Raw genomic sequence first — 15,107 nt, 5'->3', positions numbered from 1 at the left:
GTAAATACCTTCAATCGAGCCGTACCAGACGGGCGGGCGGCGACTAATGCGATTGGGGTACAAATTGGAAATTTCGAGACTGCGTTGGATGGCCCAGGATGCTAACAAGGCCATCCCTCGGGCACTCTGCATCAGCGGCCTGGTGACGACACTTCTTCTCAGCACAGCTCTCACGACGCCGGCATTTGCCGGCGGTGGTGACTCGCGGTCTGACATGATCAACTACGCTTCTGGCGGCGACGATGCCTACATGCCGTGGAACAGGGGCGAGGACGGCGGCGATGGATCCGTTGTCGGCGATCGCGGCAGCGGCGGCGGCGGTGGCGGCGCCGGCGCAAGCGGCGGTGACGGCGGCACAGGACATGACGGATTTACGGCTGGAGGCGCCGGCGGCAAATTTTTTTCCTCACGCGACGGCGGCAACGGTGTAACGGACAGCGACGGATATGGCAGCGGCGGCGGCGGCGGCTCGCATGGCTATGTTGATTTTGCTGGCAGTGGGATCCCGCAATACTCGACAACCGGCGGCAATGGCGGCGCCGGTGGCGCGGCCATTACGTACGGAGCTGCAGGCGGCGGCGGCGCCGGCGGCTACGGCGCAGCCGTCCAGCTAACAGATGCGAGCCAGGGGGGAGGCGTGCTGTGGTCCCATCTCACTCTCACCGGCGGCAATGGCGGCGCCGGCGGTGACGGACTCTATGGTGCTCGCGGCGGCGATGGCGGCAGCGGTGGAACCGGACTGGCAACCTATACCCCGCTCGATGGGGATGGGTATCGCCCGGCCTTTTTCATCGAAGGTACGGTGACCGGCGGCAATGGTGGCGACGGCGGCGCAAATGGCGGCTACGGCGGCAACGGTGGGGCCGGAATAACGGTATCCCAGACGTTGGGGGATCCCACTCCGGTGTGGCTCGATATCTACGGTACGGTGATGGGCGGCAATGGCGGTGCCGCCGGCTCGAATGGCGGCGTCGCTGGTCTCGGCGGGGGTGGCGTGGAAGGCTCGTCGTTGTTCATCACGATGTACAATGGCGGCAGCATCACCGGCGGGATGAGTGGTGATCCCCTGAGGCAGGCAAACGCCATCAACTTCACGGGTGGATACAATATTCTGACCTTTACCGGTGCAACTTCGCAGTTGTCCGGCAATATCGACGTCGCACAGGGCGCGTCCGTGCGGTTGGTTTCCTTCCCGAATGACGGCACGGTGGTCGACAATGTCATCACCGGGGGTGGAACCGTTCAGATGTCGTGGTCGGGCTTCATCACGCTGACCGGTGCCAATACCTATTCCGGCGGCACCAGTGTGTCACACGAATCCGTGCTGAAACTTTCCGGCGCCGGCACGCTGGGAGCCGCATCCGGCAAGACGACCGTTGATGGCGCCACGCTTGATCTCGGCGGCACCACGCAGACGCAAGCTAGAGTGGATCTCGGCGGCAACGGCACGATCCAGAACGGCAAGCTGAATGCGGCCATCTACTCGACCGGCGGCACCATCAAGGACATAGGCGGCACCGCCAGCCTCACCACGACCTGGGGCACCACGACTGTGCTGGGCACCAACAACTATAGCGGCGCCACTGTTGTGGACTACGGCACGCTCAATGTGCTGGGAGTGCTCTCCGGTACATCCTCCGTCGATGTGAACGACGGCGGCACGCTCAAGGTGCAGGGAACGATTACCAGCGCTTCCTCGGTCGACGTGAACCACGGCGGCATCCTGGGAGGCAACGGCGTCATCAATGCGCCTGGCGTCCGCATCAACGACGGCGGCATCGTCGGCCCGGGCAACTCGATCGGCTTACTCACCATCAATGGCGATCTCGATCAGAAGAAGGGCTCAACCTACGAGGTGGAATTGAACTCGGCGGGTCTGGCCGATCGCATGAATGTGTCCGGTACGGCGACGATCGAAGACGGTGTGCTGCTCAATGTGGTGAAGCTCGATAACGGGCCCTATCTGCAGGGCAAGCACTACACGGTGCTGGAGGCCGACAACGTCATCGGCACCTATACGCTGACCGGCGACACTGCAGTTTCGGCCTTCATGGGCCTGGTCGCCTACTACGACCCGACGCATGTCTATCTCGATGTGGAGCAGAACAAGACCTTCACCGACGTCGCCCTGACCTCGAACCAGAGGGCGGCCGGCGCGGGCGCGGAAAGCCTGGGCAGCGGCAACCCGCTGTATGACGCTATCCTTATGTCGTCGACCGACGCGGTGGCGCAGCACGCCTTCGACCAGCTCTCGGGTGACGTGCATGCTTCTGCCAAGGGGGTGATGATCGAGGACAGCCGCTTCGCGCGTGATGCCGCCATGGATCGCCTGCGCGACGCTTTCGACGCGGTCGGTGCGGTGCGCTCGCCGGTGACGACCTATGTCGACGGCAAGCCGGTCTTGGCTGCTGCCAGCACCGATGGCTTTGCCTTCTGGGGCCGTGGCTTCGGTTCCTGGGGTCAGTGGGACGGCGACGGCAATGCCGCTACCATCAAGCGCGACATCGGTGGCTTCTTCGCCGGTGGCGACGGCATTGTCGCCGACAACTGGCGCGTGGGCGTGCTCGGCGGCTACAGCCGTTCGACCTTCAACGTCAGGGATCGCTACGCGGCGGGCTCGAGCGACAACTACCATGTCGGCCTCTACGGCGGCACGCAGTGGGGCGATCTCGCCTTTCGCTCGGGTGCTGCCTACACCTGGCACAAGGTCTCGACCGACCGGGTGGTGGCGATCCCGGGCTTCGTCGACAGCCTGAATGCCGACTACAATGCCCGCACCGCGCAAGCCTTCGGCGAGCTCGGCTATGGCATCCAGGCAGGTGGCGTGGCCTTTGAGCCGTTCGCCAATCTCGCCTATGTCAGCCTTGCCACCGACGGGTTTGGCGAGAAGGGCGGCGCGGCAGCGCTGAGCAGCGCCAGCTCGACCACCAACGCGACCTTCACCACGCTTGGCGCGCGCGCCGCGACCAGCTTCAGCCTGGGTGCGACGACGGCTACGGCCAAGGGCACGCTCGGCTGGCGTCATGCCTATGGCGACGTGACCCCGGTCTCGCAGATGCGCTTTGCCGGCGGTGACGTCTTCAGCGTTGCTGGGGTGCCGATCGCGCGCAATGTGGGCGTGGTCGAAGCAGGGCTCGACTTCGCCCTGTCGCCCAGCGCGGTGCTTGGCGTCTCCTATGGTGGCCAGTTCGGCTCCGGTCTCTCCGACCAGTCCGTCAAGGCCAACTTCAACGTGAAGTTCTAGGCAAGGGGCGCATTGCTTTTGTTCCAGGAGAGCAATGTGCTGGTTCCGGTGGCCGATTAGGCGGGTAAGGCATACTTTGCCCGCCGTTTCGCCCACCACCCTAGTCCGTGAGAATTACGCTGCTCGACGCCGGCTGGCGCGTTGCGACGATCTGGGAGTGCGCGCTGCGAAAACCGCAGGACGTTGGCGCTGCCGCGGAATTGCTGGCGAAATGGATCGCGACAGATTCGGTCGAACTTGAAATCGGGGAGGGTGATGCGGTCGGTATGACATCCGAGGACGGGCGATTAATTCGGCATATGCGTTCTAATCCCGCCCGGTCCGCCATTTGCCGCTGACTACGCTATAATCTGCGAGATAATTCCCCAATCACCGCCGATGACCGCACGAGCTTCTGCGGGACTGAAACTGCCTACGTTGACTTTTTCACTAGGATTTCTGCGACAGAAGCAAAGCGATCCCGGCTGAGATTGCGCCGAATGTACATGTTCCGGCCCAGCCCCAGGCGGCATACGCCGCACCACCAATGCCGGCCCCGACCGCACCCCCGGCAAGCATTGTCGCCATGAAGACGGTGTTAAGCCGGCTTCGGGCCGTGGGATCCAGCGCATAGACGCGGGCCTGATTGGCAACTTGCGAGGATTGCACAGCCAGATCAAGGATGAGGATGCCGACCACCAGCCCGACAATAGATCCTTGCCACAGGGCGAAGATGCCGAAGGCCACGACGATGAGGGCAGCTCCGACCGAGACAACAGCAGCCGGACCACGCCGATCCGCCAAGCCACCGGCGATCGGTGCGGCAAGTGCGCCGGCGACGCCGACTAGGGCCAGAAGTCCGACTGCCGTTCCGCCGAGTTGATAGGCCGGGCCGGACAGCAGAAGGGCAAGGTTCGACCAGAAAGCGATAAAGGCCGCGAAGATCAGGAATTGCACCGCAATAGCCTTCCGGAGCACCTCATGTGTGCGCACCAGACTCCATAGCGAGCCGATCAGCCGGGGATAGCTCAGATCGGTTGTCGGCTCGGCACGCGGCAGCCAACGCGCCAATGCGATGCCGATTATCGTCATGAGTGCCGCCGCGAACCAGAAGACATAGGGCCAGCCCCACAGATCTGAAAGCGTCCCGCTGACCGTTCGCGCCAACAGAATCCCGATCAAGATTCCGCCGGTCACCTTGCCGAGAATCCTGCCACGTTCCGCAGGCGGAGCCAGATGCACGGCCAGCGGCACGATCTGTTGTGCGACTGTCGCGAAGAGGCCGACCGCGAGACTGGCGACCGCGAGCCAGACAAAGCCCTGAGACAAGGCAGCACCGATCAGCGACATCACAAGCGCCGCAATCGTGGTGACAATGAGCGACTTGCGTTCCAGCCGATCGCCAAGCGGAGCGAGGAACAGGACGCCGAGCGCATTACCGGCTTGGGTTAGCATTGGCACGACGGCCGCACCTCCACTGACCAGCCCGAAATCGGCACTAAGATGGCCGATGAAAGCCTGATTGTAATAGCTGTTTGCGACGGCCGCGCCTGCGGCGATAGCGAGAAGCCGAACGAGTGAGGTTGAGAGGCTCTCGGCCTGAATGTTGGTCATGTTCTGCATCGCAAAGCTGTGGGGCGTCATGTTCTGTGAAGTCTATGGAACGAGCAGTTTTGCTGCGGCTAGTATGCTAACGATCCACATGGCCACTCTAATCAAGTTATCGCCGAACAGCGTGACGGCGCGCGCGCCAAGTGCGCCACCGATTGCGCAACCGAGGGCAAGGGGAACGGTGATTGTCCATGGCACGACGCCGCGCCCAACGAACACTGCGACCGATGCGCTTGATATGATCAGGCTCAAACGCGTTCCGAGTGCAGCCGCCGTGGACGGCGAATGGCCGTGAAGGGTTACCAAGGCCCAAATCAAGAAGACCCCATATCCCGCGCCAAAGAAGCCAGAATAGACAGCCAACACCAGAACAATGAGAAAACCAGCCACCTTTTGAAAGCGACTTGGCGCGGCATTGACCTTCTTATTGCTCCACGTTGCCCAGACTGTGCCAATGATCGACGCGATCAGGAGCGTGAGAACGAGACCGCGCAATTTGGCAGGGTCGATAACAGTGAGTAATTGGGAGCCGAATATCGCTCCTACCAAACACATCGGCCACAACCACCAAGGTATTGCGACCGCTGCTTCTGGCAGCCTGCGGGCATGAGTTAACGAACCGGTCAAAAACGCTCCCCAGAGCGCCACTTTGACAGCAATAACGCTGCTGTCTGCCGCTGTTCCTACGAGCATCAACAAGGGAATGCCGAGTGTTACCCCGCCTCCTGCCGTCACGGCAACGATGCCACACGGCAGGCCGAGCAGGAACATAACTAGCTGCTGTTGCGTGACGAAACCCATTGCTTGCTCCGAGGTGATCCTCGGGAAGCATTGCAAACTATCTAAATACAATCCATCAATTGTATTGAGAACAATGAGTGTGCGAACCTCAAGTCATGAAGATCTACGAACGCCTGGCTGCCGAACTGGCTACGGCCATCCGGGAAGGTCGCTTCCCGTCAGGTTTTGCATTGCCACCGATACGTGAATTTGCAAGGCAACGGGGCATCGGTCACAGCACTGCGGCAAGGGTGTATGGAGACCTCCGGCTTCAGGGGCTCGTGACAGGCGAGGTCGGGCGAGGCACTTTTGTTCGTGAGAGGCCCAGGGAGCTAGGCCCGCTATCGGCAGAGGTACGCTATACGGCCAAAGCTCGCTTGGCTGAAGGAATCACCCCCCAGAATCTTCGGACGGCACTGAAGGCGGTTTCGGCGCTGCCGAACGTCGAACGCTTGACTGCGCAAATCAGTCCACTGGGAAACCTCGTGCTTCGGCGAGCACTCTCGCACTATCTGGCCGCACAGGGATTGGATGTCGTTCCTAGCCGCATATTCGCGACGAACGGCGGACTTGCGGCTATGCGCTTGGCAATTCTCTCGGCGGGGTTGGCGCGTGGACAACGGGTCGCGGTCGACGCGGCGACCTATCCCGGTTTGAAGCTCGTCGCTAGTCAACTTGGCTTGGAACTTGAGCCGTTGCCATTTGACCTGAATGGTCCGATTCCATCTCACCTCGAGGAGTTGCTGAGCAAAAAGCGGGTTTCTGCGATTCACACCATTCCCACCGCGCATCTTCCTCTGGGATGGGTGATGCCAATACAGCGCCGCCGCGAGATCGTGGAGCTAGCGCGAGCCCATGACGTCACGTTGTTCGAGGACGTCACCTACAATCACTTGGTAAGCGGTGCGCCGCCTGCGCTGTGCGATCTTGCTCCCGAGCGCACCTGGGCCATCGGTAGCTTGTCCGGTCTGCTGGGCGATGGCCTGCGATTTGGCTACGTGGTCGCTCCCCAGCCTCAAGGCGGTGGGTTGGAGAAGACCGCACTGTCGTGGGGGCTCGCTGCACCGCCTCTGATTTGCGAGCTGATCCGGCTTTGGCTCGAGGGCGGGATCGTCCGATCGATCCAGGTCGCGCAGACCGATCACGCCGAGTTGGTTTGGGACCATATTTCAAAGAGCGGATTGCAGGGTCTCAGCCCTTCGGCCGCCGGCTGGTGTCTCTGGCTTCCCGTTGGCCGTGGGTATCGCTGCGAAGAGATCGCCTCCGAACTGCGAAGCGAGGGAATCGACGCAGTGAGTAGCGAGCCGTTCACTATTGCACCTCAAAAGCCGAATGCTCTTGCCGTGCGACTGCGCTCGATTGCCCCAGAAGACATGGAGAAAGGGATTCACTTGATTCTGCGCGTATGCGCATAGATGCAGTCTGAGTATGCGTATTCAGGCTTCGGTGTACCACTGGAGCAACCCGAGCGCGCTTGTCGGTGTGGCTCGAGGCGGAACGATTGACGACGATGCCTTAGCAGCCAAGTTCACGTGCCCGCTGATGAGCAGCTCGGACGGTCTGACATAGCAACCGCGCAAGCGTGTTTTCGTGCCGAAGAACCGACAAACCGGCTTCGGTGGTGCCTTTCGAGCTGGGCACCGCAACCTTCAGACTTGCTGCCGATTTTGTCGTCGAAGCAAGTAGCATCGCCGAGCCGAACAGCGTTTGGCGTACCAGCGTGTCAGCGACTTCTGGTGAAAGTCCTTCTGCTTTGGCAGCCTCGATGAGGTCCTCGGCGATCGCGAATATGAAACCCGGCCCGCTCCCAGATACGGATGTCGCTCTATCGATGTCGGACTCACTGGCCAGCCATTCTATGCGGCCAATACACGTGAAGAGTCCCGGGCTCTGACTGCCACAGCCGGAGTTAAAGCCGGGGCGCTCTGGAGGCCATCGGAGCGGCCCATACACCTTGACGGAGTTGGTCGCTTCAAATAATAAACAGAGTACGCGCGTTATTAAATAGGTTTCCTATGCGTACCGTCGATCCGGATAAACACGCCGCCCAGCGGCAGGTCATTCTCAGTGCCGCCAAGACCTGCTTTGCGAGGAACGGGTTTCACAAGACAAGCACCGAGGCGATCTGCGCAGAGGCTGGCACGAGTTCCGGCAAGCTGTTCCACTACTTCCCGAACAAGAAAGCGATCATTCTCGCTGTCGTCGAGGATCAGGCACGCCAGACGACCGACTATTTCGGGAATCTGCTGGAGCAGCCGGACCTGTCTGCGGCCTTGTCGGATTTCTTCGATGTCATCTTGCATTTGGCCAGCGACGCGGAAGAGAGGCGGCTGATACTGGAGATCGCCGCAGAAGCCGCCCGGGATGAAGACGTTGGCGCACTGAATGCGAAAGGTGACAGACTTTTGGCGGAGGGTCTGACGGCGCTTCTAACCGAGGCGACCTCACGCGGTCAGGTCAAGCCAGTTGTGCCGGTGGGGCATGCCGTCAGGTTTCTCATGGTCATGATCGACGGGATTTTCAGCCGCGTATCGGTTGATGCCGCCTTCGACCCAGCCGAGGAACGCGCGTCGCTTCAGACCATCTTGCGCAGCGTTCTTCGCATCGGCCGGGAAAACGCCCATGCATGACACTGATCGCATCACCAATATCGACGCGCTGCGCGGATTTGCCTTGTTCGGGATATTGGTGGTCAACATCCTCGCTTTTTCGTCGGTCTATTACGGCACCGATATTTTGCCGCTTGGTGGGCGGTCGCCGCTCGATGCTGGTCTGGCCATTCTGATCTCCGCAGTCTTCGAACTGAAGTTCTACCTGCTGTTCTCTTTCCTGTTCGGCTACAGCGTCACGCTTCAAATGCAATCGGCCCAAAAGGCTGGCACGGCCTTTCTGCCGCGTATGTTGCGCCGACAGGCGGGTTTGTTCCTAATCGGCGTCATTCACGCAATCGTTCTGTTCCATGGCGACATCCTCACGACCTACGCCGTTCTCGGCTTGCTACTGCTCGCGTTGAGGAACCTGAGCGACGAAACAAAGATTCGTTTTGCGACCACGCTTGTTGTCGTGACGACGGCGCTTTGGTTCGTTCTGGCGTTTCTCCAATGGAATGAGCCGGGGCGGGACGATAGTGGATTGGTGATGCAACACGCGCAAGCGGCGCTCGCAGCCTACCGGGGAACTCCTGTCTCCGTTATGATCCAGCATCTGGCGGACCTCCAGTCATTCCTGCCGATGCTGTTGCTGCTTCAGGCGCCCTGTGCCCTTGCGATGTTCCTTATCGGTTTCGTTTTCGGACATCGAAAGCTGCTGGAAAACCCTGATTGCTATCGGCCTTATCTCAGCCGTGCCGCGTTGTGGGGATTGATCGTCGGCCTACCTGGCGGCTTTGTTTACGCCTCCGCGACACAGTTCGCCCGCGGCACGTCGCTCGAAACGGCGGGTCTCGCGCTTTCCATCCTTACGTCGCCATTCCTCACGGCAGCCATGATCGCCGCGATGCTGACGATGTTCGATTCCAGTCGCATCATCCGTTGGCGCGATTACCTGGCAAGCGCCGGTCGCATGGCGCTGTCCAACTACCTAATGCAATCAACTGTGTGCGCCCTAATCTTCCACGGCTATGGTCTCGGTTTGATCGGCCAGCTCTCTCTTGCAGAGACGTTGGTCGTGGCCGTCGTTGTCTTTGGCGCTCAGCTTCTGGCGAGCCGCTGGTGGCTTCGGCGTTTCAGTTACGGACCTGTCGAGTGGCTTCTTCGCGCTGCGACCATCGGCCAATGGCCGCGGTGGAGGGCCGGGGACTTCTCTCCCGTGACGAAACGGGGCCAGAATGACACCTGCACATCAGAAACCGGAAGTGATCGCGCGGATGTCGCACACCGTGCTCGTGAGAGTGCAGGGGCTTCGGAATATCCAGCCATCCATCCACGGCAAGTCTGTAAGTCCGATGCGAGCAAGCAATCCTAGGGAACTTGGAGCGATTTCGTATCAAACTGCAATCTGAAGCAAATGTCGGTATCGGTGGTTGCGTGCCCCCGCAACCAAAATAACAACACTCCCGCGCGAACCCCGCCGGGAGTGTTCTTGTTTGGCGGCTTGCTCCTAGTGTGTGGCGCGCAACCCAGTTGATGAGCGTGCCCAGCTCGCTATACAGCGTCGCGGTGGCCGCGCTGCGCACAGTTCCACGGGAGGGACGATAACTGTCGCTCGATGGTGCGGCCGGAATTTGCTTTCTTGTCACCGGTCACGGTTCCGGAGGCAGGCCATCCGAGGAGAGGGCGGCAACAAGTCCAAGCCTTGGCGGCCGCACCAGCCGGAAAAGTGCTTCCAGTCGGCCGCGTAGGCGCGGCTCGTGTTGGCCGAGCTTGCGGCTTCGACATAGCCCCGCGCCCGCACGGCAAGGCCTTCGAGATACCCGGGAAGCCGTTCCCGGTCGCACGTCGAGACCGGCAGGGCGGGGGAGGGGATATTTTCGCGTTATGCCGGCGGCTGCCCCATTTCCATCACGACGTCGATGAGGTCGGGAGGGTCGTTGTCTCCGCTGTTCCCACGCAGTCTATCGGCCTCTTCAATCTGCGTTGGCAGACAACGCCGCATGGATGTCGGTCTGGGAAAAATCGTTGCCCTTGAACAGCAGGGGTTCATCGGTCAGCTTGGCAAGTGCGTAGGAGAAGCAGTCGGCATAGTTCAGGCCTGCCGGATGACGGCCCTTGCCATATCGGCGCCAGGCGCGACGTGCCTGATCAGCGTGTTCGACCTCGACCGCGACAATGTCGACGTTCGCCCTTGCCAGCCACAAGTCGAGTTCGACCCCACCGGGTTCGCCAAAGCGCGTCTCCAGCACCATGGCTGCTTCCAGCACGGTGGCGGCCGAGATCAGACGCACGGGATCGTCGGCGATCAGTTGTTCGAAGGTCGGCGCTTCGGGCTCGTTCTGGGCGATCGCGACAATCGCAGATGTGTCGATGACCATCAGACTGGCAAGCCGTTCTCGTCATAGCCAAGAATGTCGTCGGCGCTGCGCGTGTCGAGAACGGACATGGCGCTCCAGCGCCGGCGGCTGCCGGCCAGATCTTCGAGCAGCGCGGCCTTGCGCGCGTCGGAGCCGAGACGCCGCAGCCGCTCCTCGAGCGCCCGTCGCGTGGCGACCGTGATGGTTTCGCCTGTTCGTTCCGCGAGGCTGCGGGCAAGGCGCTCGGTCTCGGGATCCTTGATGCTCAAAGCCATCGGCAGGTTCCAATCTACCTGAATATCTATATTCTTCCTAAATAACACGCCAGACATCGAATTGCACGCCATTAAGGGCGTTGTCTGTGATCGTGCGCCAGACTGATCTGCGAGTAGGTGCGTTTCATCTGCGGTTCCTTGTGTGCGATAAGCCTTTGGTATCGCTGCAAAGTCGCACTTCAAGGTAGAACCCTACAGCGCTACGTCCAATGTCAAGGCAAGTTAAAGAAGAGACAAAGTCGTCAACCTAGTAACGCGACATCGTCATACTGCCTATCGCTGATAGTTCAAGAAATTGTATTTTCACAATACGCGGACGCAAGCCGCCGGCCGGGCGAAGTTGGTCAGGGTTGCGTAGCCCGGTCGGGGGCGGATGGCCCCGGCTGCAACATACTCTGCCGCGCCAATGCCTGCTGCAACAGTGTGAGGTTGCTCACTGGCATCATGAGGCGATTTGCAAAGGCTGCCGCAGGTCTACCACCCTGCGCCAGGCCAAGATGATGGACGATCGTTTCAAGTCGTTGGGTTCGCCGACCATAGCGAGCCAGGACGCTGTTATCGAACTGTTCGCAGAAGATGCGCCGACCGCACAAGACGGCATCACACCAGAATCGACGAGCCACGATAGTCAGATCTACGCGACGACCACCAGGGGGAAGGTCCGCTGGCCGGCGCACATATTGGCTTTGAACTCGTCGGCTTTGAAGTCCGCAGTCAGGGCAAATCCCCGTGGGCAAACGTGGTCGCAACTGGATTTGCACCCTCACCCCAACGAACTTGACTGAATCTACTGCAAAGCCGTCCGGCGCGAGGCGCGCGCGCTGAAATCGATGGTGCATCCGCTGATCCTCCCGTGAATCAGCAGTGTCCCCTACAACAGCAGCAAATATGAGCCAGAGCCAATTCTCGGCGGAAATCCCGGGTCAGTTCCTGGTGGAAATCAACATCTTCGGGCAACCGTCGCGACGAAACGGCGGCGTTTCAAGGAACCAGACCGCTATGAAAAAATTGTTGCACACGAGCTCATTTTCTATATCTTATAACTTATAAGTTAGAAGAACAGCGGGAGTAGATCCTTGTCAGTGCGACAGATTCCAGGCGGCCACCTTTCGGTGGCGCGCAACGATGACCTATTGTTCGGAGAACAGCTTGCCTTCCTTCAGGAACGCGCACGTTTCGTCAGGCTCGAGACGCTTCGGCTGATCTCGATCGCCAAGGTGGGCCACTACACCTCCGTCTTCTCCTGCGCGGAGATCTTTGCGGCGCTCTATTACGATGTGATGCGGCTCCGAAAGGGCGAGCCAGCCTGGGGCGACCGGGACCGCTTCCTGATGGGCAAGGGCCATGCGGCCGTCGGCCTTTTTCCCATTCTCGCCGATCTCGGCTTCTTCGATCCCGCATGGCTTGAAGGCTATACGCGGCTCGGCAGTCCGCTCGGCGACCATCCCGATATGACGAAGGTTCCCGGCGTCGATTTCAGCTCCGGCTCCATCGGGCATGCTTTGTCGAACGGCGTCGGCATGCTGCTTGGCGCGCGCTTCCAGAAGCGGGATTTCAATGCCTTCGTCCTCCTCGGCGACGGGGAAATGCAGGAGGGTCAGGTCTGGGAAGCCGCCTTGTCCGCCGCCGCGCACAATCTCTCCAGCCTCGTCGCCATCGTCGACCGCAACGGCTACCAGCTCGACGGCAAGGTCGACGACGTCCTGGCGATCGAACCGCTCGACGAGAAATGGCGCGCCTTCGGCTGGGAGGTCCATACCGTCGACGGCCATGACCTTGCGGCGCTGACGACGCTGCTGCGCAGGGTCAAGGCCGATCGCATGCGCGAAAAACCCTGCTGCATCATCGCCCGCACGGTGAAGGGCAAGGGCATCGACTACATGGAAACCGAACCCGGCTGGCATCTTGGCTATCTCGGCGCGGAAGACGAGGCCAAGGCCCGCGAAACGATCCTGAACACGGTAATCTGCCAATGACCCAACTGCTTTCCAAGGACTCGTGGCAATACCGCGAGATTAACCGCCGCGCGCCCTCGCTCCCCACGCTGTCGAATGCGCTCATCGCCCTTGCCGAGGCCGGCCACCCGGTCATGGCGGGCACGGCGGACCTGCAATATTCCAACGGGCTTTCCGCCTTCGCCCAGCGCTATCCGGAGCGTTTCGTGCAGTTCGGCATTTCCGAGCAGAACATGGTCTCGGCCGCGGCCGGCATGGCGACGACGGGTGCCATTCCCTATGTGGCGACCTTCGCCTCGTTCCTCGCGCTGCTGTGCTGCGAGCAGATCCGCATGGATGTCGCCTATTGCAAGCAGCCGGTTCGCCTGATCGGACATCACACCGGCGTCTCGCTTGGCTTTTACGGTACCTCCCATCACGCGACGGAAGACATCGCCATCATGCGCAGCATCGCGAACCTCGCTGTCGTGTCGACGGCGGACGGGCCGGCGCTCGATGCGGCCCTCAGGGCGACCGTCGACTATCCGCTTCCGATCTATTTCCGCATCCACCGCGGCCATGATCCGGTCGTCTACGAGAACGGCGTCGCCTTCGAACTCGGCAAGGCGATTGTGCACGGTATCGGCAAGGACATTACGATCATCGCCGCTGGCTATCCCGTGCATGGCGCCAAGCGCGCGATGGAGGAGTTGAATGCCGCCGGCCATTCCGTCGGCCTGATCGACATGCATTCGATCAAGCCGCTCGACGAGGAGGCGATCATCGAGGCCTCGGCCCGTTCCAAGGTCATCCTGACGGTCGAGGAGCACAACATTCTCGGCGGCCTCGGCGGTGCCGTTGCGGAAGTGCTGGCTGAAAAGGGCAGGGGCGCGCGCCTCGTCCGGCACGGCATCCGCGACGAGTACAGCCTGATCGCACCCCCCACCCATCTCTACAGGCACTACCGCCTGGACGGCGACGGCATAAGGGCCGTTGCGCTCGAAAGCCTTGCGTAAGGAGAATGCCGATGTCGACGAACAACGAAACGATCGCCGCGCGCGCGGAAGCCGTCATTCCCGGCGGCCTGTTGAGCCCCAGCCGGCGCCTCGGCGCGCCGATCGCCTTCGCCCGGGCCGAGGGGGCCTATCTCTATGATGCGGACGGCAACCGCTACACCGACTATCACTGCGCCTTCGGTGCCAATGTGCTCGGTCATCGCCCGCCCGCCGTTGCCGCCGCGATTGCCGAGACGGCCGAAAACCTCGATTTGATCGGCGCCGGCGTGCTGGAGCTGGAGGTCGAGGTGGCCGAGCTCCTCGTGAACGCGATCCCCTGCGCCGATCAGGTGGCGTTCTGCAGCAGCGGCTCGGAGGCGACCTACCATGCCCTCCGTCTCGCCCGCGCCTATACGGGGCGAAAGCAGATCATCAAGTTCCAGGGCGGCTACCACGGCTGGCACGATTATGTCGCCATGAACGGCCAGTCGAGCCGCCAGATGCTCGGCTCCTACGACCCGATGTCCGACGGCATGCTGTTCGATGCCGCCCGCCACACCGCCATCCTGCCCTATAACGATGCCGGTGCCGTCGAGGACTATATCCGCAAGAATCCGGGCGAGGTCGCGGCGATCATCGTCGAGCCGATCGCACACAATATGGGCGCGGTCATTGCGGAGGCGCAGTTCCTCTCCGACCTGCGCCGGATCACCGCCGAGCACGGTGTCGTCCTCATTTTCGACGAGGTGATCACCGGTTTCCGGCACGCGCTCGGCGGCTACCAGTCGATCGTCGGCGTCACGCCCGATCTTGCCACCTTCGGCAAGGCCGCGACGAGCGGATATCCGATCGGCATCGTCGCCGGCCGGCGCGAGATCATGGAACGGGTGGGGCGCACGGGCGAGGGCGCCGTCTTCATGGGCGGCACGTTCAACGGCACGCCGTCCTCGATGGCGGCCGTCAAGGCGACGATCGAGGAGCTGGCCAGACCGGGCGTTTACGAGCGGCTGTTCGGGCTCGGCGCCTATCTGCGCGGCGAGATCGACGGCATCATCGCGCGACACGGCCTGAAGGCGCAGGCCGCCGGCTTCGGCTCGGTCTGGCTCGTCTATTTCTTCGACGGCGCGTTCCGCGACTACACGGACCTTCTGCGCAACGACAACGATCTCGACATGCGCTTCCGGCGGGCGCTGATCGCCGGCCGGCAGGTCTTCCAGCCGCTCCAGCTCAAACGCCTCTACCTCTCGCTGAGCCACGACCGCGCCGTCCTCGACGATACGCTCGAACTCATCGACACGACCATGGCCGGCCTCGTCCGTTCCGTCGCGGCCTGATCTTTCC

The 15,107-nt window shown here is 61.5% G+C and carries 13 protein-coding genes and 1 pseudogene; 7 read left to right on the top strand and 7 right to left on the bottom strand.

What is annotated here, in order from left to right:
• Positions 1 to 88 precede the first annotated feature (88 nt).
• Positions 89 to 3,244: an autotransporter outer membrane beta-barrel domain-containing protein gene (locus M2281_RS25755; protein ID WP_280824067.1), complete on the top strand. Its 3,156-nt coding sequence runs from the start codon at positions 89 to 91 to the stop codon at positions 3,242 to 3,244.
• A 429-nt stretch (positions 3,245 to 3,673) separates the two neighbouring features.
• Here M2281_RS25755 and M2281_RS25750 read toward each other — a convergent pair whose 3' ends face one another.
• Together M2281_RS25750 and M2281_RS25745 are read right to left on the bottom strand one after the other, a co-directional pair.
• On the bottom strand, positions 3,674 to 4,837 hold the full coding sequence (locus tag M2281_RS25750; protein WP_280824066.1) for an MFS transporter: 1,164 nt from the start codon (positions 4,835 to 4,837) through the stop codon (positions 3,674 to 3,676).
• Positions 4,838 to 4,879: 42 nt separating this feature from the next.
• Entirely contained in the window at positions 4,880 to 5,635 is a 756-nt protein-coding gene (locus M2281_RS25745; protein ID WP_280824065.1) for a sulfite exporter TauE/SafE family protein, read from the bottom strand.
• Positions 5,636 to 5,730: 95 nt separating this feature from the next.
• Between M2281_RS25745 and M2281_RS25740 the strand changes: the two genes are divergently transcribed.
• Positions 5,731 to 7,029, top strand: coding sequence for a PLP-dependent aminotransferase family protein (locus tag M2281_RS25740; protein ID WP_280824064.1), 1,299 nt, complete (start codon positions 5,731 to 5,733; stop codon positions 7,027 to 7,029).
• Positions 7,030 to 7,129: 100 nt separating this feature from the next.
• On the opposite strand, the gene M2281_RS29285 is transcribed toward M2281_RS25740, so the two are convergent.
• Entirely contained in the window at positions 7,130 to 7,567 is a 438-nt protein-coding gene (locus tag M2281_RS29285) for a pyrroline-5-carboxylate reductase family protein (RefSeq protein WP_425537804.1), read from the bottom strand.
• A gap of 62 nt (positions 7,568 to 7,629) precedes the next feature.
• On the opposite strand from M2281_RS29285, the gene M2281_RS25735 reads away from it, so the two are divergent.
• Together M2281_RS25735 and M2281_RS25730 are read left to right on the top strand one after the other, a co-directional pair.
• On the top strand, positions 7,630 to 8,244 hold the full coding sequence (locus M2281_RS25735) for a TetR/AcrR family transcriptional regulator (protein WP_280824063.1): 615 nt from the start codon (positions 7,630 to 7,632) through the stop codon (positions 8,242 to 8,244).
• Positions 8,237 to 9,577, top strand: a complete 1,341-nt coding sequence (locus M2281_RS25730; RefSeq protein WP_280824062.1) for a DUF418 domain-containing protein — start codon at positions 8,237 to 8,239, stop codon at positions 9,575 to 9,577. The genes M2281_RS25735 and M2281_RS25730 overlap by 8 nt, the downstream gene beginning before the upstream one ends.
• Positions 9,578 to 9,774: 197 nt before the next feature.
• Here M2281_RS25730 and M2281_RS25725 read toward each other — a convergent pair.
• From M2281_RS25725 to M2281_RS25710, 4 genes and pseudogenes are all read right to left on the bottom strand, one after another.
• Positions 9,775 to 10,078, bottom strand: a pseudogene (locus M2281_RS25725) (integrase); the annotation flags it as partial.
• Positions 10,079 to 10,178: 100 nt separating this feature from the next.
• Positions 10,179 to 10,583 carry a type II toxin-antitoxin system VapC family toxin gene (locus M2281_RS25720; protein ID WP_280824061.1) on the bottom strand — a complete coding sequence of 135 codons (405 nt, stop codon included), beginning with the start codon at positions 10,581 to 10,583 and terminating at the stop codon, positions 10,179 to 10,181.
• Positions 10,583 to 10,837, bottom strand: coding sequence for a type II toxin-antitoxin system VapB family antitoxin (locus M2281_RS25715; RefSeq protein WP_280824060.1), 255 nt, complete (start codon positions 10,835 to 10,837; stop codon positions 10,583 to 10,585). Before M2281_RS25715 ends, M2281_RS25720 begins: the two co-directional genes overlap by 1 nt.
• Positions 10,838 to 11,181: 344 nt before the next feature.
• The gene (locus M2281_RS25710) at positions 11,182 to 11,676 is read right to left on the bottom strand and encodes a transposase family protein (RefSeq protein WP_280824059.1); all 495 of its coding nucleotides are present in this window, start codon (positions 11,674 to 11,676) and stop codon (positions 11,182 to 11,184) included.
• Between the two features lie 273 nt (positions 11,677 to 11,949).
• Here M2281_RS25710 and M2281_RS25705 point away from each other — a divergent pair, with 273 nt between their 5' ends.
• The 3 genes from M2281_RS25705 to M2281_RS25695 are packed head-to-tail and all read left to right on the top strand — an operon-like array spanning position 11,950 to position 15,100.
• Complete coding sequence (locus M2281_RS25705) at positions 11,950 to 12,813, top strand: transketolase (protein WP_280824121.1); 864 nt, start codon at positions 11,950 to 11,952, stop codon at positions 12,811 to 12,813.
• On the top strand, positions 12,810 to 13,787 hold the full coding sequence (locus tag M2281_RS25700; RefSeq protein WP_280824058.1) for a transketolase family protein: 978 nt from the start codon (positions 12,810 to 12,812) through the stop codon (positions 13,785 to 13,787). Before M2281_RS25705 ends, M2281_RS25700 begins: the two co-directional genes overlap by 4 nt.
• An 11-nt stretch (positions 13,788 to 13,798) precedes the next feature.
• Positions 13,799 to 15,100: an aspartate aminotransferase family protein gene (locus M2281_RS25695; protein WP_280824057.1), complete on the top strand. Its 1,302-nt coding sequence runs from the start codon at positions 13,799 to 13,801 to the stop codon at positions 15,098 to 15,100.
• Positions 15,101 to 15,107: the final 7 nt, after the last annotated feature.

The sequence above is a fragment of the Pseudaminobacter soli (ex Li et al. 2025) genome, from assembly GCF_029892515.1.
In the GTDB taxonomy this organism is placed as follows: Bacteria; Pseudomonadota; Alphaproteobacteria; order Rhizobiales; family Rhizobiaceae; genus Pseudaminobacter; species Pseudaminobacter soli_A.
This window is presented reverse-complemented; position numbering and strand designations above follow the sequence as displayed.